We start from the raw sequence: 24,329 nt of genomic DNA, 5'->3' as shown, positions 1-24,329 counted from the left end.
GGTGGGAGAGTATGATTTTAGTAGTTGATGTGGGGAATACGCATATTGTACTTGGTGTTTATGAAAAAACCGAACTCCTGGCCAGTTGGAGGCTGAACACCGACAAGGAAAGAACGGCTGATGAGCTGGGTATGTTTATGCTTAACCTGTTTGACCATGCAGCGCTGAAGGCTGACAAGGTGGAAGCCGTTATTATTGCATCTGTAGTACCGCCTATAATGTATACCCTGGAGCACTCCATCAAAAAGTATTTAAAACTGGAACCAATGATAATCGGTCCCGGCACCAGGACAGGAATAAATATCAGATACCAGAATCCAAAAGAGGTTGGAACCGACAGGATAGTAAATGCCGTAGCCGGATTCGAGCTTTATGGAGGGCCTCTGATAATAGTTGACATGGGAACTGCCACGACCTTTTGCGCTGTGTCTGAAAAGGGTGAGTATTTGGGAGGGGTCATATGTCCGGGAGTCAAGATCAGCCTTGAGGCATTGTTTCAAAAAGCAGCCAAGCTTCCCAGGATAGACCTGATAAAGCCTGAAGGGGTTATAGGCAAAAATACCGTGTCAAGTATGCAGTCCGGAATATTTTACGGATATATCGGGCAGGTGGATTATATTGTAAAACGTATGAAACAGGAAATGCAGGAGGACAACATAAAGGTAATAGCCACCGGAGGATTGGCCAGATTTATTTCGGAGGAATCCCGGACAATCGACCATATAAACTCCACTTTGACGTTGGAGGGGCTTCGGATTGTATATGAAAGAAATAAAAACTGATTTTTTAATGAATATAAAGTAAGAAAACAGCTATAATAAAGCAGTGAAGGAAAGACGAGAAATCGTCTTTTTTACTTTACCAAAGTCAATTACGGTTCAAAGCCCGCCTTCCAAAAGCCAACAAATTGACTTTTCAAATTGCCGGGGCATGCACTATCAGGTTTTACAGATTATTATATAGCTATTTTTTTAACAAAGTTATAAAAATACATCTTGTTAATTTTTAATCAATCAGCCTTGAAACCCGCGGGGGGCATATGTGTTAGCGCTTACCCCGAAACATTGTATACAAGTCAAACGTAAATGTATAAAAATTAAAGATTAAGCCACAAAAGTAAATATAATCTAAAAAATTAGCGGTTTTTGCTAATAAAGTATATGAAAATCCTGTTATTTATGTTTGTAAGTTAATTTAAGTTGTGTTACGCTAATAGCATTGCGAAAAAAAATGGAGGGAATTTGTATGGGATATAAGGTAGCTATTATTGGAGCGGGATTTGTTGGAGCATCCGCAGCATATGCGATGTCTATAAACAATTTGGTATCCGAGTTGGTTCTGATCGATGTAAACAAGGAAAAGGCATACGGTGAAGCACTTGATATAAGCCATGGCTTATCATTTGCCGGTCACATGAAGGTTTATTCAGGAGAATATTCAGACGTAAAGGACTGTGATGTTATAGTAGTAACAGCAGGCGCTGCAAGAAAACCTGGAGAAACAAGACTGGATCTTGCCAAGAAAAATGCATCAATAATGAAGAGCATTGTTACTGAAATGATGAAGCACTATAACCGTGGCACAATCGTAAGTGTATCAAATCCGGTTGATGTTTTGGCTTACATGACTCAAAAATGGTCAGGTTTACCTGCACACAAGGTTATTGGTTCGGGTACCGTTCTTGACAGTGCCAGATTCAGAACTCATATCAGCCAGGCATTGAATGTAGACATTGCTAATGTACACGGCTATATCATTGGTGAGCACGGTGATTCACAGCTTCCATTGTGGAGTGCTACTCATATTGCCGGAACTCAATTTGATGAATATGTACAGGCTAACGGCTTAAACATTGACAAGGAAACATTGTTTACAGAGGTTAAAGCAGCAGGTGCAACTATCATCAAGAACAAGGGAGCAACTTACTACGGTATAGCTCTTTCAATCAACAGAATTGTTGAATCAATACTCAAAGACTTTAATACGATTATGCCGGTAGGTACTGTACTTGACGGTCAGTATGGTATTAAGGACGTATTGGTAAATGTTCCGACTGTGGTTGGCGGCAACGGAGCAGAAAAGGTTCTCGAGTTAAAGATTACCGACAAGGAATTGGAGCTCCTGAAGCATTCCGCTGAACAGGTCAGAGCAGTAATAAACGAAGTTAAAGACATATAAGCCTTAAAAGACTTTTTAAGTAAATTTTGGAAATATAAAAAATTTGGATAAAAAATTGAAAAGTGGTTGTGAAAGATTTCACAATAGTGTAGAATAGATAAGGAACAGATAAATGATACGGCAAGTATTGTTTATTTGTTTCTTGTCGTAAGTTTAAAAAGTTTGATTTATTAATTAATTAACGTCTGGAGGATTAGGAAATGGGAACTATTTATGAGGATTCGCTTAAGGCGCACGAAGAGTGGGCGGGAAAAATAGAAGTGGTATGTAAAGCACCATTAAAAGATAAGAGAGATCTTTCATTGGCTTACTCACCTGGAGTTGCTCAACCATGTCTGGAAATACAGAAAGACATAGAAAACTCCTACAAATACACAAGAAGACACAATCTTGTTGCTGTTATCACTGACGGTACTGCAGTATTGGGTCTTGGAGACATCGGACCTGAAGCAGGTATGCCTGTTATGGAAGGAAAATGCTGCCTCTTCAAGACTTTCGGAGATGTTGATGCATTCCCGCTTTGTATCAAGTCAAAGGATGTTGATACAATAGTTGAAACTGTTAAATTGCTCTCAGGCAGCTTTGGTGGTGTAAACCTCGAAGATATCGCTGCTCCAAGATGCTTTGAAATAGAAGAAAGACTGAAGAAGGAAACAGATATCCCCATATTCCACGATGACCAGCATGGTACTGCAATAGTAACTGCTGCAGGTCTTATCAATGCTTTAAAAGTTGTAAACAAGAAAATGGAAGATATATCCATAGTAGTCAACGGAGCAGGTGCTGCAGCTATAGCCATAACAAAGCTGCTTTTCTCAATGGGTCTCAGAAAGGTTGTACTTTGTGATACAAAGGGCGTTATCTATGAAGGCAGAGACAACCTGAATCCAATCAAGGCTGAAATGGCTAAGATTACAAATCTGGAAGGCAAGAGAGGAAGTTTGAAGGACGTTATGGTTGGAGCAGATGTATTCATCGGAGTTTCAGCAGCTAACCAGGTTACAAAGGAAATGGTTAAGTCAATGGCAAAAGATCCTATAATATTTGCCCAGGCAAATCCAACTCCTGAAATCATGCCTGAAGAAGCTCTTGAGGCAGGCGCGGCAGTAGTTGGGACAGGCCGTTCAGACTACCCGAACCAGGTTAATAATGTTCTTGCATTCCCAGGTATTTTCAGAGGTACTTTTGATGTAGGAGCCCGTGAAATAAATGATGCAATGAAGATAGCTGCTGCTTATGCAATAGCTGGTCTTGTTACCGATGCAGAAAGAAATGCAGAATATGTAATACCGGCTCCATTTGATCCAAGAGTGGCAAAAGAAGTTGCTGATGCAGTTGCAGAAGCTGCCAGAAAAACCGGAGTTGCAAGAAAGTAAGCTGTCTGGCGAAAAATTCAAAGCAGTGACTCAAGGTAATATAACTATTCATATTTATTTTGATTAAACATATTAAAAGGACTGACGGATATTTTCTCCGGCAGTCCTTTTAGCATATGAAAATGTAATAAAAATTATGGGTCCGTACTGATTTGTAATGGCCCGGCGACGGTCTCTATTCCATAAATTGAAACCAGGACAGATCCAGGCTGCTGCCCGGCAGGAACACCAGAGTGACTGTCTTATTCCCCATGATTTTTTCTCCCAGCGGGAATACTGCACTGGTGTAATCTGCCGAACCGTCAACAAATATCATTTTCTGGGTTTTATTCTGAGGGTCGGTAAATAAAAGCTGTATGGAGTTGCCGGGGATTTTTGACCTCCAGCTCAGGGCAATACTAGAAGCGCCTGAACTTCCAAAATCCATATTCTCAAAGAGTATGGAAACATTGTTTCCTATATTTTCAATGGCCGTTTCCTTAACGCTGAAGGTATCACCGTATATTGCATCATATTCGGCAGCGCACAGCCTTTGAAAGGCCTTGTGATACTTTTTGAAGTGAAAGCCCTTTATATGGACCTTCTGATCGAAAACCAGGCATATGCCGGTAACTCCGCGCAGCCTGCGCGGAAGGGTGCAGGTTACCTCCTGGTAGGTATTCCATATGGAACCTTTGTCATAAGCAGCGGTACAAAGCCTGGTACCATTCTCCAACGGCATGCCTTCCCATATTTCAAAGGTAAAGGGCTCTTTTCCCAGCGGAAACAGCGGCAGGGTAATCTGGTCCGAGCCGTAGTCGCCAAAGTCTATGTCTTTAAAACCAACATGGCTTTTCCCGCTGCGAAGCGTGGCAATTCCGCGTTCATTGCCGTTGGTAAGCTCCACATTGCTGTAGTTGTACAGACCCGCAGAGATAAAGGAGTAAGGGTTCAGGAAAGCTTTCCCCATACCGCTTACATTGATTACCTGCTGTGAAATAATGGTTACATGAGAGCTGCCATTCTTAACGGCACAGCGTACATAAAGCTGTCCGTCACCCTTGGGAACTACTGTGGCGCTTTTCCCATCTTCTGAAATAGCAAGGGTTCCCAGAGGACTGTCATTACCGCCTGCATCAGTCAGCCTCCAATACAGGTCGTCATAGGTTGCGTCCGGTGGAAATATCTGAGCCGTGACGGTATGGGCACTGACGGATAATTCTATTTTTCTTATGGGAACGTCATCCTTGTCCAAAACTACCGAAATACGGGGAGCTTTCCCATTCCGGGATTTTACTATTGCCAGGAGTTTTCCGCTGAAGAGCCTTCTGCTGTTAGTCTGATACTGTTCAAAGTCGGTTGAGTCTCCGTTATCAAGGCCTAACAGGATTCCGTTCTCTGCCTCCACCCGAACACGGCAGTTGGCATTTTCAACCGCTGCTCCGTTTTTGTCCAGGGCGGTGATTGTAACAAATACCAATTCCCCGTAGGTATCCTCGTGTAAATGAAGTCTGTCCACATCCCCGAAGGAACCCTTGCGGTCCTGGGCAATTACCGTCCCGGATTCGTCATAAGCCACAGCGTGCAATAGCCCTGGACGGTAAGGCATCTGCCAGTCGGCAACATATTTGCCCTCCAGCAGCACAGAACCCAGACTTTCGTTATCAAGGAACAGTTCGATCCGGGGAGCGTTGGAACACACACGGATATCAATAAGCTGACCGGGAGAAAAATCCCAGTGTGGGAAAAGATGTACCATCGGGGCTTTTTTGTAGTCTGTCCAGGCTGCCTGGAACAGATAATATGAGTCCTTGGGGAATCCGGCTGTGTCGATGTGCCCAAGGTAGGAATTCTTTGTATGGTATGGGGTAGGCTCTCCCAGATGGTCCTGACCTACCCATATAAACTGACCCAGGGAATACGGAGTGTCAAAATCGGCTCGGATACAAGCTTCCACGCTCTTTGCACCCCAACTGGTGGAACTGTTGCCCAGTGCGGAGCATTGCAGGTCATCGTCGGAAAGGATGGACTTGTTCAGAGGGAAATGGTACACTCCGCGGCTTTGGACAGTGGAGCAGGTTTCACTTCCGAATATGATCCAATCAGGATGTTCGGAGTGATGGTTGTTGTACAGAGACTCCCCATAGTTATATCCTATGAGCTTTATTATGTCTGCACATTTCTGTGTGTTCTCCCAGGGCATGTAATTTGAGCATAGTGTTATTGGGGCATGCTGTCTGGAATCATGCCTTCTTACAAGAGCCATGAGACGCTCCATTGTCTGGGCTCCGGCTTGTGCATCCAGATGGGTGTCGTGAATTTCATTTCCGATACTCCACATTATTATGGATGGATGATTGCGATCCCGGCGAATCCAGGAAGCAACATCCTTTTCTATCCAATCATCGAAAAAGCGGGCATAATCATGGGTGTTTTTGGGCTGTGTCCACATATCCAGAATTTCAGACATAACAAGAAAACCCATTTCATCGGCCAACTCCATGAATACCTTGGCGGGCGGATTGTGAGCGGTGCGAAGAGCGTTGACCCCCATATCTTTAAACAGGGTCAACTGCCGGCGTATGGCATCGGAGTGTACTGCGGCCCCCAGAGCGCCCAAATCGTGATGAAGACAAACCCCCTTGAGCTTTACATGTCTTTCATTGAGAAAAAATCCTTTATCACTGGAAAAGTCTATTGTTCTAAAGCCGAAACGTGTTAATTCGGTATCCGTAACTTTTCCATCCACCAACAGCTCTGAGCGTAGTGTATAGAGACGGGGATTGTCAATATCCCAGGGAACTATGCTGTCTCCTACATCCAGCAAGGTATGCTTCACCTCATAGGCATATCCCGCTCCTTCAACCTCCGCATCAACTTCAAAAACCCATTGGCCATCTTGTTTGCCGGTAGAAATGTAAATGCCGTCGGATACAAAATGGCAGGCATTTTTTACCTTCAGGAACACATCCCTGTATATGCCGGCACCTGTGTACCAACGGGAGCTGGGGGACATATAATTAACCTTGAGCAGTATTGTATTGCCGCCTTCTTTATTAAGAAAATCCGTAATATCATATTCAAAGGCAGTGTAGCCATACTTCCACTCACCCGCTACCCTGTCATTTACATAAAGCGTGCTGTCCATATACACTCCGTCGAAACGGAGGAACAAACGCTGTCCTTCCGTAAGAAAACCGGAGTCCAACTCATTTTTATACCAGCCCGTACCGCTTTCATAAAGCTTGTTCACATCTGAGATTAACCAGTCATGAGGCAGCTTCACCTGCGTGAAGTTGCAGGGTTCTCCCTTGGCAAACTGCCAGCCGTCATTAAATAATTTCAACATAACCTCTCTACCTCCATATAGGCAAGGTCCTGACAGACCTGAAATGCTGCAGAGAATGGCAGCTCTCCGCAATGTTAATGTTTTGTAAAACGTAAACCAATTACAGTTGCTTCAGAGCAGAAGCTGCATGCTGCAGTACGGAGCCGCGTTTTTTGAGCTGAGGCGGAAAAAGGATATTCTCAACTGCAGCCCCGCCAATCATGGACAGCAATTGCCGGGCGGCGGTTTCTCCCAGCTCTTCCGAAGGATGAACAATACTGGTGAGTGAACTGATATTGGCAAGTTCTGAGTTATCTATGCCCACCACTGAAAAATCCCCCGGTACGCTTTTTCCGTTTTGACGCAGGTAATCCATTAGCAGTAATGCCATATGGTCATTAAAACAAAGAGCCGAAGTGCTTTTTGATAAACACTCCAAAAGTTGCCCTCCCTGTAGCTGCTGCAGCAAACTCTCCTTTGAGTACCAGAAAACCAGTTCATCCCGCAGGGGGATGCCATTCTCGGATAGTGCTCTGGCGTACCCCTGATAGCGCAAGTGCCCCTGCCTGTTAATGTGTGAAAATATCCCCAGTATGTCTCTGTGCCCCATTTCCAGCAAATGCTGTGTAGCCATATACCCTGACATAACATCATCCAGGGCGACATGTGGAATTGAAAGCTCGGGATAAAAAGAGTCAATAAAAACCACTGGGATGCCATGCCGGATAAGCTCCTTGTACAAATCCAGGTTCAAGCAGGGCAGGGCACTTCTGGTGGGTACTATAATCAGGCCGTCCACCTGTCTGTCCAGCATGAGCTGGAGCGATCTGGCTTCAATTTCAACAGAGTTGTTGGTGGAGGCCAGTTGAACCGCAAAGCCCGCTTCCGACAAAACACCTTCAATACCGCGTACAATACTGGGAAAAATGTAATTATCCAGATAGGTGGAGATTATGCCCACTGTCCTGGAAGGGTGCTTAAACACGGAGGATTTTTGAGGACGCACATCTGCTATGTAAGTTCCCCGGCCCTGTATCCTGGTAATGTGGCCCCGCTGCTCCAATACCTCCAGCGCCCGCCGTACGGTTTGCCGGGAAAAGCCGAACTTCTCTCCAAGTTCAGTTTCGGAAAGAAACCTGTCATTAGGGTTAAAGGTTTTGCTTTCTATTTGGGCAATAGTCCACTCAACAATATCTGTATACTTCGGGGCGTTGATCATAAGTATTCCCCTTTCGTGTAATTGTCAACTAATAGTTTATATTATATTCACCATACAAGATAAATACAAGTAGATTCTTATTGTAAATACAAGTTTTGGTGTTAAAAATATGGCGGAAGGGTAGGAATATACTCTGTATACGAGGGAAATTACGCGGGTACGCAGTTTTATAATTAATGGATGTAAAAGGATTTGACAAAAAGTTGTATTGACAAGTTTAAAAAAATCGTTATATTATTTATAGGTAGCCGCATAGATTTGTATTAAGAAAAATACAGGCAACAGCATGTTTCCAGCAGATTAATGCGGGGACAACAGGCAGAAGCATGAGCAGTTTATGACGGGATAATAAAACTCTCTTATTTATTTTAAAAAAATATCACAGCAATTTTTACAACTCAAATGACAATATAAACATAGTATTTGTTATACAGAATTGATATTATCTCAATATAGTCAACTGATGATGAGCTGCGTTTGGGGGTGTTAAGTTACTTGGTGGGGGTTTTGTGCTTATGTAAATGTCTATGCAGCGATAATTCCATAGATTTGCAAAAGATGCTCCTGTTATAGTTAATTTTACCAAATTTCATATAAGAGAAATATATATTTATTTGTAAATAATTTCATGAAAATCTTTCAATGAAGCATTTGTAATAAAAGATTCAATCAATGGTCTTTAATATCACAGCATATATTGACCTTCGCGGTATAAGTTTCACTTTTATTGATATTAATATAATTTAAGAAAAGGGGTGCGACCTTGTCTGAAAATACTCAGAAATTGATTAACTATCTAAAACGCTACTGGACGCTCTATCTCCTGTTGGTTCTGCCAATAGCCTACTTCTTTATATTTCGGTATATTCCCATGACATATATCCAAATAGCCTTCAAGAAGTACAGTATCGTAAAAAGTGTTTGGGAGATGCCTTGGGCGGACAGTAACGGTTTCGAATACTTTATTAAGGCCTTCTCAAATGCTGATTTTCTTTATGCCTTGAGAAATACGATTTCACTTAACCTGCTGGATTTGGTGATTGGGTTCCCGGCTCCGATTATACTGGCATTGCTGCTTAATGAACTGGCGTTTGTAAAATTTAAGCGCCTTACCCAGACAGTAGCTTATATGCCTCACTTCCTTTCATGGATAATCATTTCGGGAATCGCGCTGCAGCTTTTTGCACCCAGTACGGGACTTGCAAATATAATGCTCAACAGCCTGGGTTTTGAGACTATCCCGTTTCTTAACGACCCGAAGCATTGGATAGCCACATATATTTTGCTGGGAGTGTGGCAGAGTGTGGGCTGGAATTCCATAATATACCTGGCTGCACTTACCGGCATCAATCCGGAACTGTATGAGGCCGCATCAATTGACGGAGCCGGCCGTTTCAAAAAAATGTGGCATGTAACTCTGCCGGGCCTCCGCTCTACCATTATAGTTCTGCTTATTATGAATCTCGGACGTATATTGGGAAGTGAGTTCGACAGACCGTATGCTTTGAGGAATCCCCTGGTTGACAATGTATCAAATGTTATATCCACTTTCGTGTATACCAATGGTATCCGTGGGCTTCAATTTTCGCTGACGACCGCAGTGGGCTTGTTTCAGTCTGTAGTCTGTGTTGTTTTCCTGATTGGAGCAAATTCACTTGCCAAGAAGTTTGGCGAACGCGGTATTTGGTAAGATGGGGCATATTATATGAAGGGGGATAAACAAAAATGATTAAATCAAAAAGTACCAGGTTGGGAGATTGGGTGATTGCAGCTTTTTGCTTCCTTGTAATTTTAGTCTGCCTTTTGCCGCTGGTCAATGTTCTGGCGCGCTCGCTCAGCTCTTCCGAAGCTCTGATCCGGGGTGAGGTTACACTCTGGCCAAAGGGTTTGAACTATGAATCCTATAAGCTGGTTTTTAATGACAGTAAATATATCTGGTCACTTGGCTGGACTGCAATATTAACATTTATCTGTACGCTTGTATCCATGGTAATGACTACCATATGTGCCTACCCTTTGACGTATGATAATCTCAAGGGAAGGAAAGTTATAAATACATTAATTATATTCACCATGTATTTTAACGCGGGTACAATACCGAATTATCTGCTGTTGAAGGATCTGGACCTTATAAATAACCCTTTGGTGCTTATAATTCCTAGCTGCCTCAGCGTATTTAACATGATTATCATGCGCAGCTTCCTGTACGGTATACCTGAAAGCTTGCGTGAGTCGGCGGAAATAGATGGTGCCGGGCCTGTGCGCACACTTTTCAGCATATACCTGCCTTTGTCCACATCCGTTATAGCCACGCTCTCCTTGTTCTATGCGGTGGGAAGGTGGAACGGTTTTTCAGATGCGTTGATGTACATGGGGAATAGAAAATACTACCCCATTCAGCTTTTGTTGTACAACATAATAAACAATGTCTCAAGCATTGAGGTTTCGGCGCAGGATGGTTTCAACAAGCCGGGACTGTCAGACGGTCTTAAGGCGGCAACCGTTATGTTTGCCACCGTACCGATCCTGTTGGTATACCCCTGGCTCCAAAGATACTTTATTGCCGGGGTAACCATAGGTGCAGTAAAAGGTTAATTTGGTTCTTAGGCATAATTTATGTCTAATAATACATTAAAGGAGGATTTTATTATGAAAAGAGTACTTTTAGTTCTACTGGCTTGTCTGGTTGTGGCTATGAGCCTGGCAGCCTGCGGTTCTGGTGATTCGGCTGCGCCTTCAACCTCACAGGGTTCCGCGGTATCTTCAGGCACTGCTGATGCAAGCAATGCACAAGGTTTGCCCGGAAGATTTGCTGAAACAAAGAAAATCACTGTTGAAGTATTTGACCGTGCTGTTGACGGCGGTACAAAAGCAGAAGACAACTTCTACACCAACTTTATCAAAGAAGGCATGCTTCGTGATTACAATGTAGAGGTTACCTTTGTTCCAGTACCACGCTGGACTGAGACTGAGCAGATGAACAACCTGCTTGCTGCCGGAACTGCACCTGACGTGTGCCTTACCTACAGCTATCCAACTGTTCAGACCTATGCAAACATGGGTGGTATAGTTGACCTGGCTCCACTGCTTGAAAGCAACAAGGATAAGCTGACAGACCTCTACTCCTTGCTGGGAGAAGAGAATATAAACTGGAACAAGGACCCTGACAAGGGAACTATCTGGGCTATCGAGTCCATGCTTTTCCAGAACAAGCGTATAAATACCTTTGTACGTGAAGACTGGTTAAAGAAGCTTAATATGGCAGAACCTACAACACTTGAAGAATTTGAAACAATGTTGAAGGCATTCAAAGATAACGCTTCTACTTTGCTGGGAGCAAATGCAAATAAGATGATTCCTTTCCTGCTCAGCGTAGATATCGGCTGGACTGCGGACCACTTATTGACATCCTTTATTCCAAATAGCTTTACAGATTCGGAAAAGGAATATTTTGCAAACAACTTTGACGACAGACACTTATTGGCTACCGGTTATAAGAACGGTGTTAAGAAGCTCAACGAATGGTACAATGCCGGATTGGTTTGGAAGGACTTCCCGTTGTATCCTGCAGGAGACAAAAACATAGATAACCAGATGAAAGCCGGATACGTAGGTGCTTTCATACACAACTGGGATTACCCGTACCGTAACGGAGATGACAGTATAGCAGCAAACATCAAGAAGCTTGCTGGTGCTGATGCAGCTTACGTTGCAATAGAAACCTTCAAGAACGACGCAGGAGTTTACAAGAAGTTCCTCAGTGCTCCGATTGACCGTAAGATATTCTTCCCGTCAACAAACAAAGAGACGGAAGCTTCATTACTGTATCTTAACTGGATCAGCAAGCTTGACAACCGCAAGTTCCTCCAGATCGGAGAAGAAGGCGTTACCCATGAAGTGCTTCCAGACGGAATTATAAAGAGCATTGCTACAACTGGAGAAAAGTTCATGAATTCCCCATACAATATCGACTATACTATGACAATTAACGGTTTGGACCTTGGCGACAAGGACTTGACTACAAAGTCGGTAGCTCTGGGCTATGCAGGTGTTGAACCAAAGTATGTCCAAAAGGCATATGAGCTTACAAGCAAGGATGCGTTTATTGAAAAGCACATCAATGTCGGACCGATTAAGTCGGAAGAAGGAATGGGTCCTGCTCTTAAGGAAAAGAGAGACAACATGCTGGTTCAGTCTGTAACTGCAAAACCTGAGAAGTTTGATTCTATATTTGACAGTGGAATGAAGGATTATCTTGCTTCAGGCGGTAAGGCTATTATTGATGAACGTGCGGCAGCATATGACAAATACCACAAATAATCATTGATTAATTCATAAGAAAAGCTGCTCCTTTCGGGAAGTAATTCCTGTAAGGAGCAGCTTTTTAATATGCATTGTTTACTTGACTTCTGACCGGACTGCCCATTTCCGTATGGGGATTATCGAGTTCTTTAAAATAATTAATTTACATAAAATAACAATCGGCTGCTAAGAGTCCTGATTATAGGTGGAGTAAAAGAATTTTGGCGTAACGCCATATTCCTTTTTAAAGGCCCTGAAGAAATTTGAATAATCTCCGAAACCGCACTGCTTGAAAACCTCGGTTATGGGCATTCCCTTCAGTATAAGTTCTTTGGCCAGTATCAGCTTCTTCTGAATAATATACTTGTGAATGGTAGTCCCGGAATGCTTCTTGAACTCTCTGAGCAGATGATATTTGCTCAGGAATACATGTTCTGAGAGACTGTCGATAGTCAGCTCTTCTTCTATATGATTATTAATGTATTCAATGATGCCGGTTATCATAATACTCTTCTTAACGTCGGCATCAGGGCGTATATTGTTGTGAAGCAGGGCCATATTGATTTGAACAAATAATTCAATAAAATACGACTTGTAAAGGATATCACTGCCGATGCCGGTATAATTCTCTATAGAAATCAATTTGTGAAGAATTGTCCGTATGGTCTGCTGGAGATCAAGGGACAGCCGGATGACGTTATCCTTTTTCGCATAAAAGCATGAAGCCAGATCGGTCTGGTCAGTGGACAGGCTGTTCAAAAAGCTTTTATCAATCCAGAGCACTATCCGTTCATATGGAATGCTGTGATCCATTACTATAAGCTGGTGAAGCTCGGTGGTGTCTACAAGAACTATATCACCAGGTTTCAATGCATAGGTTTTGCCCTCAATGTAGTAGCTTACATTCCCCGAAATAAAAAAGAAGCACTCGTAAAAATCATGATGGTGAAGTGAGACCTTTTCAAGCTTTGAATCTGAATAGTAAAATATCTCATAATCTCTTTCATGCATTTGCTGGCGGGTTTGATAAGCATGATACCGTTTTTTCATATGCACCTCGGTCTTTACTTTTGGATAGAAATGTTGGATTATTATATAAGAACATAGTAATTTTATCATAGCAATTATTGCAAGTCAAACGGCAATATAAACATATTAGTACCCAACGGCGATTAGTATAATTTATGTATGATAGAGCGTGCAGGCTTATGTTCCTGTGTAGTCTCGGGATTGTCTTGCTGCAAACGTGATTAATTGTAATTAAATATATATTGGCAAAAAGTGCTCATTTGGAGATGTTAAAATGGATAAAACACATGGTAGTGAGAAATCAGCAAGTCAGCTTGTGCTTCCCCGTCTGGTAAGTAATGGAATGGTTTTACAAAGAGCTGCCACCGTACGGATCTGGGGCTGGGCTGCCGCAGGGGAGCCTGTGACGGTGAATTTTATTGGTGAGCAGTATAAGACCCGGGCAGGGGACGATGGGAGCTGGGAGGTTTTTCTGAAGGATTTGGAGGCTGGCGGACCATATGATATGGAAATCAAAGCCTCGGATACAATTGTAGTCAAAGACATTCTGGTGGGCGAGGTATGGGTAGGCTCGGGTCAGTCCAATATAGAGCTGATGATGGAAAGAGTCAAAGACCAGTACCCGGACGACATTATTAATTGCAGCTATCCGAAAATACGGCATTTCAGTGTATCCCAAAGATATGATTTCAACAAGCCATATTCCGATCTTTCAGACGGGTGCTGGGAAGCTGCCTGTCCGGAAACCATCAGAAGGTTTTCTGCTGTAGGTTACTTCTTCGCAAAAACAATTCATGAAAAGTATAATGTTCCCGTAGGTTTTATAAAAGCCGCAATCGGCGGCTCGCCCATTGAGTCCTGGATCAGCGAAGAGGCGTTGGCCTCACATCCTGAAGCTGTGCGCACGCTTCTTCCGTATAAAGATGATGAATATGTCAAAAAGGTACTGACTATTGATGAAAAGATTACCGATTCATGGTTGGGAAGTTTGAATAAAAATGATGCGGGCCTGACAGCCGGAGAACCATGGTATGCCGAGAACATTGACACATCTGATTGGCCGGTTATGGAACTGCCTGCAAATTTTGAAAATGAGGGTCTGAAAAACTTCAGTGGTGTAATCTGGTTCAGAAAAGAGATTGAAGTTCCCGAAGAGATGCTGGATAAGCCTGTCAGACTTTGGCTTGGAAGAATTGTTGACGGTGACAAGACGTATGTAAACGGTCAATTTGTGGGGGAGATAACTTACCAGTATCCTCCCAGGAAATATGACATTCCGCAGGGGCTGCTTCGCAAGGGAAAAAATCTCATTACTGTAAGAGTCATGTGCAATAATGGCAGTGGTGAGTTCATTTCAGATAAAACGTACAAATTAATAGCTCCCGACTGTTCGGTGGATTTAACAGGACAATGGAAATACAAGGTCGGAGCCATTTGCGGACCTCAGCCTGAAACCACTTTTGTTCACTGGCAGCCCACCGGTTTGCATAACGGAATGCTGGCGCCGCTTACAAAATACACTGTTAAGGGTGCAATCTGGTACCAGGGGGAGGCAAATACCCCAAGACCGCAGGAGTATTATGGTCTGATGCGTACTCTGGTGGAAGACTGGAGGAAGAAGTGGAACCAGGACAGTTTCCCGTTCATAATAGTACAGCTTCCCAACTATGGGGTCAGGGATAAATGCCCTTCAGAAAGCCAATGGGCAGAGCTGCGGGAAGCACAGATGGATTCGCTCTGCATGCCGGACACTGCTGTGACAGTGAATATTGATCTGGGTGAATGGAATGATTTGCATCCTCTCAGGAAAAAAGATGTTGGAGAACGGATTGCACTTGCGGCCAGAAAAACCGCATATGGCGAGGAACTTGTGGCTTCAGGCCCTGTTTACAGGGATATGGAAGTCATAGGCAATAAAATAGCCATAAGTTTTTCAAATACCGGAAGTGGGCTAAAGTCCAGAGATGGTGCTGTATTACGGCATTTTGCCATCGAGGGGAAGGCCGGCGGATTTGTGTGGGCAAATGCAAAAATAGAAGGCCACAGAGTCATCGTATGGAATGAGGGAATAACAGAGCCTGTTGCAGTCAGGTATGCATGGGCTGACAACCCGGAGGCCGCAAATCTTGTAAATATGGAAGGATTGCCGGCTGCGCCGTTCAGGACTGACAGACCGGACAAATAATAACTTGACATGCAGTTAATATAAATAATAAACAATCAATATAAAATGTGGGGAAAGATATGAAGCTGAACAGAGACGGATTAAGGCACAGGGAATTTTGGGAACAGGCAGGATTTGAAATACCGGGATTTGACATGGAAAAAATGCTTTCGGCAACATATGAAGCACCGGTATGGGTACATTTCGGAGCAGGAAATATTTTCAGAGGCTTTGTTACGGCTTTGCAGCAGAAGCTGCTGGAAGGCGGCAGAACAGATAAGGGGATAATTGCTGTTTCACCAAATGACAGCACTATAATTGACCAGGTATACAGACCCTCGGATAACCTTACAATTCTGGTTCACCTGCTGGCTGACGGAAGTCTGGAGAGAAAAGTCATAGCCAGTGTAGCGGAGAGTCTTTCGGGCAATGCCGGAGCAAGTGAGGATTGGAACCGTCTGTTGCAGATTTTTAGCGCGCCCTCCTTGCAGATGGTAAGTCTTACTGTTACAGAGAAGGGCTATGCCCTGACCGATATGGCCGGAGAGCTACTGCCGGTGGTCATTGAAGATATGAAACGCGGTCCGGAAAAACCTGAAAGCCTGATGGCAAAGCTTGCTGCCCTGTTGTATTCAAGATATATGTCCGGCAAGCTGCCCATAGCATTGGTAAGTATGGACAACTGTTCACATAACGGAGATATGCTCAGGAAATCAATAAAAACCCTGGCAGGAAGCTGGATAGAAAATGGATTTGTGGAGAAAGAGTATCTTGAGTACATTGATGATAGCGAAAAGGTGGCTTTCCCCTGCACCATGATAGATAAAATAACTCCCAGACCCTCGGAGGCAGTTGCTAAGAACCTTCAAGACCTGGGCATTGAAGAGATGAAAATAATCTGTACTTCCAAAAATTCATACATGTCACAGTTTGTTAATGCTGAAAGGCCTCAGTATCTGGTTGTTGAGGACAGTTTCCCAAATGGGCGTCCACCTCTTGAGGAGGCCGGAGTGTATTTTACCGACAAGGCCACCGTTGACAAGGTTGAAAAGATGAAGGTTACAACCTGTCTGAATCCATTGCATACCGCCCTTGCAATTTTCGGATGCCTGCTGGGGTATACGCTGATAGCCGACGAGATGAAGGATGAGCATTTAAGAAAACTGGTGGAGAAAATCGGCTATGACGAGGGAATGCCGGTGGTTGTAAATCCCGGTATCATATCGCCCCAGGAGTTTATTGACGAGGTTCTTACTCAGAGGCTGCCAAATCCGTTTATACCGGATTCTCCCCAGAGAATCGCCTGTGATACTTCCCAAAAGATTCCGGTACGTTTTGGTGAAACCATAAAGACCTACCATGGCCATCCCACGCTGGAGGCGTCGGGCCTGACCTTTATACCGCTGGCAATAGCGGGCTGGTGCAGATATCTTATGGGAATTGATGATATGGGAAATGACATGGAATTAAGCCCTGATCCAATGCTGAAGGAACTCAGGGCCTATGTTGGAAACGTACGGCTGTGTGACCCGGAAGCAACGGGAGATTGCCTCAAGCCCCTGCTTTCTAACAGCCGGATTTTCGGCATGGATTTGTATCAGGCGGGCCTGGGGGATAAAATCGAAGGTTTCTTTGTAGAAATGCTGGCCGGCCCGGGTGCTGTGAGGAAGGTGCTGGAGAAGTATGTGAAGTAAGACGGCTGTAGCGGAACAAAGCTTTTAAATATTGAACAAAGGGGATGGTATAGTGAAGATTACATTCAGATGGTTCGGAGAAAAGGATGACAGCATTAAGCTTGGGCAGATAAAACAAATACCCGCTGTTACAGGAGTTGTAGGCGCTTTGTATGATGTGCCCGTAGGAGAAGTATGGCCTATGGACAAGATACTCGCTCTGAAGGATACGGTGGAGAAAGCAGGACTGGAGCTGGAAGTAATAGAAAGCGTCAATATCCATGAGGATATAAAGCTGGGTCTGCCAACAAGGGACAAATATATAGAAAATTACAAGCAGTGTATAAGAAATTTGGGGAAAGCCGGTGTAAAGGTCATTTGCTATAATTTTATGCCGGTATTTGACTGGCTCCGGTCAGAGCTTGCCTACAACCTGCCTGACGGCTCAAATGCTCTTTTCTATGACCATAATGCGGTCAAGGACATAGACCCCGTGAAGCTGGTGGAAGATATGGCGACGAACTCCAACGGCTTTATACTGCCCGGCTGGGAACCGGACAGACTTGCCATATTGAAGGATACTCTGGAAAGATATAAAAGCGTGGATGAAGAAAAGCTTTTTGACAATCTTAAGTACTTCCTGGAACAGATAATACCTGTGTGTGAGGAAGCGGATGTAAAAATGGCAATACACCCGGATGATCCCCCATGGTCACTCTTTGGACTTCCCAGAATCGTAACCTGCAAGGGAAACATAGACAGGCTTGTCAAGCTGGTTGACAGTCCATACAATGGCCTGACCCTGTGCAGCGGTTCTCTGGGAGCCAATCCGGAAAACAACATTCCTGACCTGGTGAGGCACTTCGGCGCAATGGGAAGGATACATTTCGGACATGTCAGGAATGTAAAATTCATAGGAGAAAGAGTATTCCACGAAGCTTCGCACCTGTCCGCGGACGGCTCACTTGACCTTTTTGAGATAATGAAAGCCTATCATGATATAGATTTCAAGGGGTATATAAGGCCCGATCACGGAAGAATGATATGGGGAGAAAAGGCAAGACCCGGCTATGGATTATATGACCGGGCTTTGGGAATAACATATCTCAATGGACTTTGGGAAGCAATCGGCAAAATGAAAAAATTACAGTGTAAATAGAATATTCATAAAAATCACAGAATTATATTTGGTATAAAACTTTACCACTATTTTATACAGGATATGGAGGAAAAAATGAGTAATGTAAAGGTTGCAAACCATAAAACGGGCACTTCTATGTATAAGGCATGGTTAAAATATTACAGACTTGAGAACAAGGAATTATTGACTTTATATAAACAGCTTCTCAGAGAGGTTGCTGTAGCAGAAGATTCAGTTATCACGGCAAATGCAGTAAATGAGCTGAAAACCGGCTTATACGGGCTGCTGGGAATCAAGCCTGTTTTTTCATCTGAACTTACCGGAGAAGCGGGATTGGTGATAGGTACCATTGAGGGCAGCAAAGAAATTTCCGGGCTGCTGTCTGCTGATGAAAAAGACAGCCTTGGAGAAGAAGGCTTCATAATAAGGTTTAAAACTGAAAATAATGCAGGAAGACTGCTGGTGGCCGGGAAAACCAATAAGGGCCTCATGTACGGAGTATTTAACCTGCTCAGGCTCATACAGACGGAAACCGCACCCCAGGCGTTGTCCAGAATCGAGAATCCTGTTAACCAGCTAAGGACAATAAACCATTGGGATAATATTGACGGAAGTGTTGAAAGAGGCTATGCCGGACGGTCAATATTCTTTAAGAACAACAAAATAACCGGCAACCTGTCCAGAATAAACGATTATGCAAGGATGCTGGCCGCAGCGGGAATTAATACCATAGCCATAAACAATGTTAATGTTCATGAGTTCGAAACCTTGCTTATAACCGACAAGTATATAAAAGATGTAGCCAAGCTCAATGAAATATTCCGGGGCTATGGAATCAAGCTGTTTCTCAGCATAAACTTTGCAAGTACTTTAGAAATAGGAAATCTGGAGACCGCTGATCCTCTGGACGGAAATGTACGCCAGTGGTGGAAAGACAAAGCCGACTATATTTATTCGCATATTCCTGATTTTGGAGGTTTTCTTGTAAAGGCGGATTCCGAAGGCAGGCCCGGCCCCTTCACCTATGGACGTACCCACGCGGATGGGGCGAATATGCTGGCGGAAGCTTTAAAGCCACATGGAGGGCTTGTTATATGGAGATGCTTTGTGTACAATTGCCAGCAGGATTGGAGAGATCGCACCATTGACAGGGCCAGAGCTGCATATGACCATTTTATGCCTCTTGATGGAAAGTTCCAGGATAACGTACTTTTGCAGATTAAGAACGGACCCATGGATTTCCAGGTGAGAGAACCGGTTTCTCCGCTTATCGGCAGCCTCAAAAAAACAAACCAATTGCTTGAACTGCAGATAACCCAGGAGTACACAGGCCAGCAAAGACATCTATGCTATCTGGTTCCCATGTGGAAGGAGATACTGGATTTTGATACCTATGGCAATGGGAAAGGCACAACCGTAAAGAAAATAATCAGCAGAGACACCTTCAAAAACAATTATGGAGGATTTGCGGCTGTTACCAATATCGGTGATGATGCAAACTGGACCGGACATCAGATGGCACAGGCAAATACTTACGGATACGCAAGACTTGCCTGGAATCCAGACCTGTCATCCGAGGAGATTGCTGAGGAATGGATCAGGCGCACCTACACAAATGACAGCAAAGTGGTTGATATAATTAAGGGGATGCTGCTCGGCTCCTGGAAAGCTTATGAAAACTATACCTCACCGCTGGGTATCGGCTGGATGGTTAATCCAAACCATCATTACGGGCCCAATGTGGACGGCTATGAGTATGACAAGTGGGGAACTTACCACAGAGCCGACCACAAGGGTATTGGTGTGGACAGAACAGTAAAAAGCGGTACAGGCTATGCCGGACAATATCATAAAGAAGTGGCAGAAGTGTATGAAAGCTTGGAAAAATGCCCTGAGGAGCTGCTGCTGTTTTTCCACTATGTGCCATATGCTTACCGGCTTAAATCAGGAGAAACCCTGCTTCAGTACATCTATAATACGCACTTCAGAGGCGTGGAACAGGTTGAGGAGCTGAAGCAGAACTGGCTGGGCCTCAAGGGAAAAGTTGAGGAGGATGTTTTCCTGCACGTATTGGAGAGACTTGAAGGTCAATTGTCCCATTCCAAAGAATGGAGAGATATCATAAATACGTATTTCTTAAGGAAAACCGGAATACCTGATGAGCTTGGAAGAAAAATATACTAAGGAATGACTAAATAATAAAACCGGATTTTTGGGCAAGGGAGGATGTATGGGCAGTATCCCGGACTATAAAAATAAAGAATTGAGCTTTGAGGTCAGGGCTGAGGACCTGGTAGCCAGGATGACCCTGGAAGAGAAGGTAATGCAGATGCTGCACAGTGCACCAGCCATACCAAGGCTGGGAATTAAGGCCTACAATTGGTGGAATGAAGCGCTTCACGGAGTTGCAAGAGCAGGAACCGCAACTGTGTTTCCGCAGGCCATCGCTATGGCTGCAACCTTTGATGAAGAGCTGGTGCACAGGACTGCTGATATCATAGCCACCGAAGGCAGGGCAAAATACCATGAAGCTCAAAGGTACGGTGATTGTGACATATACAAGGGACTAACCTTTTGGGCACCGAACGTAAACATATTCAGAGACCCCAGGTGGGGAAGAGGACATGAGACCTATGGAGAAGACCCGCATCTGACCACCAGGCTGGGAGTTGCCTTCATAAGGGGTCTTCAGGGAAATGATGAAAAATATCTTAAGACCGCAGCCTGTGCAAAGCACTATGCAGTGCACAGCGGACCTGAGAAAGACAGGCACAGTTTTAATGCCGTTGCCTCCGAAAAGGATATGAGAGAAACTTATCTCCCGGCTTTTAAGGAATGTGTTAAAACCGGGCAGGTTGAAGCAGTCATGGGCGCATATAACAGAACCAACGGAGAGCCCTGCTGCGGGAGTAAAACCTTGCTGCAGGATATTCTCAGGGGGGAATGGGGCTTTGCGGGGCATGTAACCTCGGATTGCTGGGCTATCAAGGATTTTCACGAGGAGCACATGGTTACGAAGACTGCTCCCGAATCTGTAGCGCTGGCTGTAAATAGCGGTTGTGACCTGAATTGCGGAAATATGTACATCAATCTATTGATTGCCCACAGGGAAGGTCTGGTTTCAGAGGAGCAAATAGACCTGTCTGTAACGAGACTTATGATAACAAGGATGAAGCTGGGCATGTTTGATGAGGCTGAGGCGGTACCTTACAGTTCTATACCCTATGAGGCTAATGATTGTGAGGAACACAGGCAATTTTCCCTGGAGCTGGCAAAAAAATCACTTGTGCTTTTAAAGAATGAGAACAAGCTGCTGCCGCTGGATAGAAAAAAGATCGGATCCATTGCTGTAATAGGTCCAAATGCGGACAGCCGCAGTGCCTTGATAGGAAATTATTTCGGAACGGCTTCAAGGTACACCACAGTACTTGAAGGTATCCATAATGCTGTAGAGCCCGGTACAAGAGTATATTATTCCGCAGGCTGTCATCTTTTTAAGGAAAAGCCCGGATTGGCGGCTCCCGGAAACTTTTTCGGAGAAGCTGTGGCCATGGCCGAAAGGTCGGATGTGGTGGTGCTATGTCTGGGACTTGATGCGACACTGGAGGGAGAGCAGGGAGACGTATCAAATGAATACGCCGGCGGGGACAAGCCCAACCTGGATCTGCCGGGACATCAACAGGAATTGCTGGAAGCGGTATACAAGGCCGGCAAGCCTGTAGTTCTGGTTTTAATGTCAGGCAGTGCTCTTGCGGTAAACTGGGCCGATGAACATATACTCGCCATAGTCCAGGCCTGGTATCCGGGAGCCGAAGGCGGAAAAGCGGTGGCGGAACTGCTGTTTGGAGAATTCAGTCCCAGCGGGAAACTTCCGGTCACTTTTTATAGAAGCACCGAAGAATTGCCGGATTTCTGCGATTATTCCATGCGAAACCGCACTTACAGATATATGAAAAATGAAGCGCTATATCCCTTTGGTTATGGGCTGAGTTTTTCAAAATTCCAATATGGGGAAGTCAAGATTTCACAGAAGGAAATCAATGCAGGTGATGAGATTAGCTGTATGGTCACGGTTAAAAATGTTGGTGAATATGAGGCGGATGAAATAGTCCAGCTTTACCTGGAAGACGTGGAAGCCTGTGTTGAGATTCCCAAATGGCAGTTGGCGGGAATGAAGAGAGTCCATCTCAGGCCTGGGGAAGCAGCGGAGGTAATGTTCACTGTGGTACCCCGACAAATGGCTCTCATTGATAACGAAGGCAGATGTGTCCTTGAGCCGGGACTGTTTAATGTATATATATCAGGAAATCAACCTGACGTGAGGAGTCTGAGCCTTTCAGGAAATACTGCCGCCAGGACATGCTTCAGGCTGGCGGGAGAGAGAACCCTGATTGAATATTAACAGCTCCAAATATAAATGTTATAGATTTTTACTAAAGATAAATATTTTTCAAAACATGTCAAAGGGAGTGTCGCAAAACCAATTGATTAGCTTAACTAATTGACATTGGTCGCGGTGCGCCCCCTATCGGATTACATCAGCCCGCAATGCGGGCTGCGGCATTTGGCATAGGTGGTCGGAATGTGCGATAGTGTGTCGTATAGGTGGTCGAGATAGGTTGCATGTGCCCATTTGCTGGCATTTCAAAGGTGGTCTTTAAGGTGGCTGTCAAAACCTCTTAAAGATGCTGGCAGCGAATTATTGCTTTTTGCAATAATTCGCTCTTTTTTGCATGCTCATTATTTGCAAACCGCACAGCTTTTGATATCTGTTTTTATATGTTGCATAGTATAAATACAAATTAAAATATGATATAAAGTGTTTTTAAAAACATACGCCACAATGATTTCAATTTATTAATTTTACGCCTAATCACTTGATTAAGAAGAAAAGCCACATCAGTCGATGATATGCTTCCTTTATGGTAGACAGTTAAAATAATAAAACTGTTTATCCTAAGGAGGAGCATATCACTAAACTGTGTGACCTTAGAGCGTATAGCTTTTTAATACTGCCTTTTAGCAATAATACTTAATCAAATCTGCTTTGAGTTTTTCAATAAGCTCATTTTCGCCTAAATCTATTGAATATGTGTCTCCATCTTCAAAAACATTATTCTTAGCTTCTTCATAGCTATTAGCATACTCAATGACATAAGCTTTAAAATCATTAATATAAGTAAATTTGTAATAACTACCTTTATGATGATATAGTTCTTTTCCATCTATTTCTACAATTTCAAACCCTAATTCTTTTAAAGCATTATCAATTTTAATGCTGATTTTATTCATATATTCACCTTCTTTACTTAATGGTGTTACCGTTCATATCATAACGTATTGTACCTGTTGGACCTGAAGATATTTTCCAATATTCAAATCCTCCATGATGGCCCTTGCCTGCTGGATGATACTGTAAAATCCTATCTCCACCCCAGTTAACTTTGAACCCCCCACCATTTTCAAAGGTTACACCTTTATAAGAACCACCACTTAGTGGTTGAGGATTATATCCATTGTTTTTTAAATGATTATATAGCTCATTTGGAGTTACATTTTTAAGTTTACTCGGATTATTTAAGAAATCATCTAATCCTTTAAGATTTTTTAAAGTACTACCCGTTCCCTCACTATAGTTCGCATTATGAACCAATACACCATTATCGCCAACATGATAAGTATGGAAATCATCCACTTGGAAGTTATATACCTTGGTTGGTTCATCAGTAATTTCAATTTTTCTGTTTTCCACTACTAAGACGTTGCCGCTTGAAGCAAGCACCTCATTGCCAGCTTCCAATTCTCCTGCTTTGACGAACCCGGCATCTTTAACATAAAACGGATGTTCAAAGGTTGTTTTGATTAACCCGCCGTTGATTGTCAAATGCACAAGCTCTGTTGTTTCCCGTATGTAGGTTTCAAGCACCGTCTTCTCTGCAA

The 24,329-nt window shown here is 43.7% G+C and carries 16 protein-coding genes; 11 read left to right on the top strand and 5 right to left on the bottom strand.

What is annotated here, in order from left to right; genetic code table 11:
* The first annotated feature begins 11 nt into the window (after positions 1–11).
* The 3 genes from CLHUN_RS02660 (at position 12) to CLHUN_RS02650 (ending at position 3,554) form a co-directional block, all read left to right on the top strand.
* A complete protein-coding gene (locus CLHUN_RS02660; protein ID WP_080063025.1) occupies positions 12–782 on the top strand; it encodes a type III pantothenate kinase in 771 nt (256 codons plus the stop codon).
* 463 nt (positions 783–1,245) lie between these two features.
* Positions 1,246–2,178: an L-lactate dehydrogenase gene (locus CLHUN_RS02655; protein WP_080063024.1), complete on the top strand. Its 933-nt coding sequence runs from the start codon at positions 1,246–1,248 to the stop codon at positions 2,176–2,178.
* Between the two features lie 200 nt (positions 2,179–2,378).
* Positions 2,379–3,554, top strand: coding sequence for an NAD(P)-dependent malic enzyme (locus CLHUN_RS02650; protein ID WP_080063023.1), 1,176 nt, complete (start codon positions 2,379–2,381; stop codon positions 3,552–3,554).
* Between the two features lie 175 nt (positions 3,555–3,729).
* Here CLHUN_RS02650 and CLHUN_RS02645 read toward each other — a convergent pair whose 3' ends face one another.
* Positions 3,730–6,882 (bottom strand): glycoside hydrolase family 2 TIM barrel-domain containing protein, encoded by a 3,153-nt coding sequence (locus CLHUN_RS02645; protein WP_080063022.1) that lies wholly within the window; start codon positions 6,880–6,882, stop codon positions 3,730–3,732.
* Positions 6,883–6,982: 100 nt separating this feature from the next.
* Positions 6,983–8,080: a GntR family transcriptional regulator gene (locus CLHUN_RS02640; protein WP_080063021.1), complete on the bottom strand. Its 1,098-nt coding sequence runs from the start codon at positions 8,078–8,080 to the stop codon at positions 6,983–6,985.
* A gap of 763 nt (positions 8,081–8,843) precedes the next feature.
* Here CLHUN_RS02640 and CLHUN_RS02635 point away from each other — a divergent pair.
* The 3 genes from CLHUN_RS02635 to CLHUN_RS02625 are packed head-to-tail and all read left to right on the top strand — an operon-like array spanning position 8,844 to position 12,400.
* Complete coding sequence (locus CLHUN_RS02635) at positions 8,844–9,770, top strand: ABC transporter permease (protein WP_080063020.1); 927 nt, start codon at positions 8,844–8,846, stop codon at positions 9,768–9,770.
* 35 nt (positions 9,771–9,805) lie between these two features.
* The gene (locus tag CLHUN_RS02630; protein WP_080063019.1) at positions 9,806–10,675 is read left to right on the top strand and encodes a carbohydrate ABC transporter permease; all 870 of its coding nucleotides are present in this window, start codon (positions 9,806–9,808) and stop codon (positions 10,673–10,675) included.
* A gap of 54 nt (positions 10,676–10,729) precedes the next feature.
* Positions 10,730–12,400 (top strand): type 2 periplasmic-binding domain-containing protein, encoded by a 1,671-nt coding sequence (locus CLHUN_RS02625; protein WP_080063018.1) that lies wholly within the window; start codon positions 10,730–10,732, stop codon positions 12,398–12,400.
* 168 nt (positions 12,401–12,568) lie between these two features.
* Here CLHUN_RS02625 and CLHUN_RS02620 read toward each other — a convergent pair whose 3' ends face one another.
* Positions 12,569–13,432 carry an AraC family transcriptional regulator gene (locus tag CLHUN_RS02620; protein WP_080063017.1) on the bottom strand — a complete coding sequence of 288 codons (864 nt, stop codon included), beginning with the start codon at positions 13,430–13,432 and terminating at the stop codon, positions 12,569–12,571.
* A 253-nt stretch (positions 13,433–13,685) separates the two neighbouring features.
* Here CLHUN_RS02620 and CLHUN_RS02615 point away from each other — a divergent pair, with 253 nt between their 5' ends.
* From CLHUN_RS02615 to CLHUN_RS02595, 5 genes are all read left to right on the top strand, one after another.
* Entirely contained in the window at positions 13,686–15,596 is a 1,911-nt protein-coding gene (locus CLHUN_RS02615) for a sialate O-acetylesterase (RefSeq protein WP_080063016.1), read from the top strand.
* Between the two features lie 59 nt (positions 15,597–15,655).
* On the top strand, positions 15,656–17,269 hold the full coding sequence (locus CLHUN_RS02610) for a mannitol dehydrogenase family protein (protein WP_080063015.1): 1,614 nt from the start codon (positions 15,656–15,658) through the stop codon (positions 17,267–17,269).
* A 52-nt stretch (positions 17,270–17,321) separates the two neighbouring features.
* Positions 17,322–18,407 (top strand): mannonate dehydratase, encoded by a 1,086-nt coding sequence (gene uxuA, locus CLHUN_RS02605; protein WP_080063014.1) that lies wholly within the window; start codon positions 17,322–17,324, stop codon positions 18,405–18,407.
* 75 nt (positions 18,408–18,482) lie between these two features.
* Complete coding sequence (locus CLHUN_RS02600) at positions 18,483–20,573, top strand: alpha-glucuronidase family glycosyl hydrolase (protein ID WP_080063013.1); 2,091 nt, start codon at positions 18,483–18,485, stop codon at positions 20,571–20,573.
* A gap of 46 nt (positions 20,574–20,619) precedes the next feature.
* A complete protein-coding gene (locus CLHUN_RS02595) occupies positions 20,620–22,791 on the top strand; it encodes a glycoside hydrolase family 3 C-terminal domain-containing protein (RefSeq protein ID WP_080063012.1) in 2,172 nt (723 codons plus the stop codon).
* Between the two features lie 617 nt (positions 22,792–23,408).
* Here CLHUN_RS02595 and CLHUN_RS02590 read toward each other — a convergent pair.
* Both CLHUN_RS02590 and CLHUN_RS02585 read right to left on the bottom strand, forming a co-directional pair.
* Positions 23,409–23,681 (bottom strand): hypothetical protein, encoded by a 273-nt coding sequence (locus CLHUN_RS02590; protein ID WP_080063011.1) that lies wholly within the window; start codon positions 23,679–23,681, stop codon positions 23,409–23,411.
* Positions 23,682–23,694: 13 nt separating this feature from the next.
* Positions 23,695–24,329, bottom strand: a 635-nt coding sequence (locus CLHUN_RS02585) for a polymorphic toxin-type HINT domain-containing protein (RefSeq protein WP_242656421.1), incomplete at its 5' end; no start/stop codon positions are given.

This window comes from Ruminiclostridium hungatei, assembly GCF_002051585.1.
Taxonomy (GTDB): Bacteria; Bacillota; Clostridia; order Acetivibrionales; family DSM-1351; genus Ruminiclostridium; species Ruminiclostridium hungatei.
The sequence above is the reverse complement of the archived record's forward strand: the minus strand, read 5'-3'. Positions and strand labels throughout refer to the sequence as shown.

What these genes read in the sequence shown, in the direction of transcription:
- CLHUN_RS02660 (WP_080063025.1), top strand. Translation starts at nt 12, where the DNA reads ATGATTTTAGTAGTTGATGTGGGGAATACGCATATTGTACTTGGTGTT.
- CLHUN_RS02655 (WP_080063024.1), top strand. Translation starts at nt 1,246, where the DNA reads ATGGGATATAAGGTAGCTATTATTGGAGCGGGATTTGTTGGAGCATCC.
- CLHUN_RS02650 (WP_080063023.1), top strand. Translation starts at nt 2,379, where the DNA reads ATGGGAACTATTTATGAGGATTCGCTTAAGGCGCACGAAGAGTGGGCG.
- CLHUN_RS02645 (WP_080063022.1), bottom strand. Translation starts at nt 6,882, where the DNA reads ATGTTGAAATTATTTAATGACGGCTGGCAGTTTGCCAAGGGAGAACCC.
- CLHUN_RS02640 (WP_080063021.1), bottom strand. Translation starts at nt 8,080, where the DNA reads ATGATCAACGCCCCGAAGTATACAGATATTGTTGAGTGGACTATTGCC.
- CLHUN_RS02630 (WP_080063019.1), top strand. Translation starts at nt 9,806, where the DNA reads ATGATTAAATCAAAAAGTACCAGGTTGGGAGATTGGGTGATTGCAGCT.
- CLHUN_RS02625 (WP_080063018.1), top strand. Translation starts at nt 10,730, where the DNA reads ATGAAAAGAGTACTTTTAGTTCTACTGGCTTGTCTGGTTGTGGCTATG.
- CLHUN_RS02620 (WP_080063017.1), bottom strand. Translation starts at nt 13,432, where the DNA reads ATGAAAAAACGGTATCATGCTTATCAAACCCGCCAGCAAATGCATGAA.
- CLHUN_RS02615 (WP_080063016.1), top strand. Translation starts at nt 13,686, where the DNA reads ATGGATAAAACACATGGTAGTGAGAAATCAGCAAGTCAGCTTGTGCTT.
- CLHUN_RS02610 (WP_080063015.1), top strand. Translation starts at nt 15,656, where the DNA reads ATGAAGCTGAACAGAGACGGATTAAGGCACAGGGAATTTTGGGAACAG.
- CLHUN_RS02600 (WP_080063013.1), top strand. Translation starts at nt 18,483, where the DNA reads ATGAGTAATGTAAAGGTTGCAAACCATAAAACGGGCACTTCTATGTAT.
- CLHUN_RS02595 (WP_080063012.1), top strand. Translation starts at nt 20,620, where the DNA reads ATGGGCAGTATCCCGGACTATAAAAATAAAGAATTGAGCTTTGAGGTC.
- CLHUN_RS02590 (WP_080063011.1), bottom strand. Translation starts at nt 23,681, where the DNA reads ATGAATAAAATCAGCATTAAAATTGATAATGCTTTAAAAGAATTAGGG.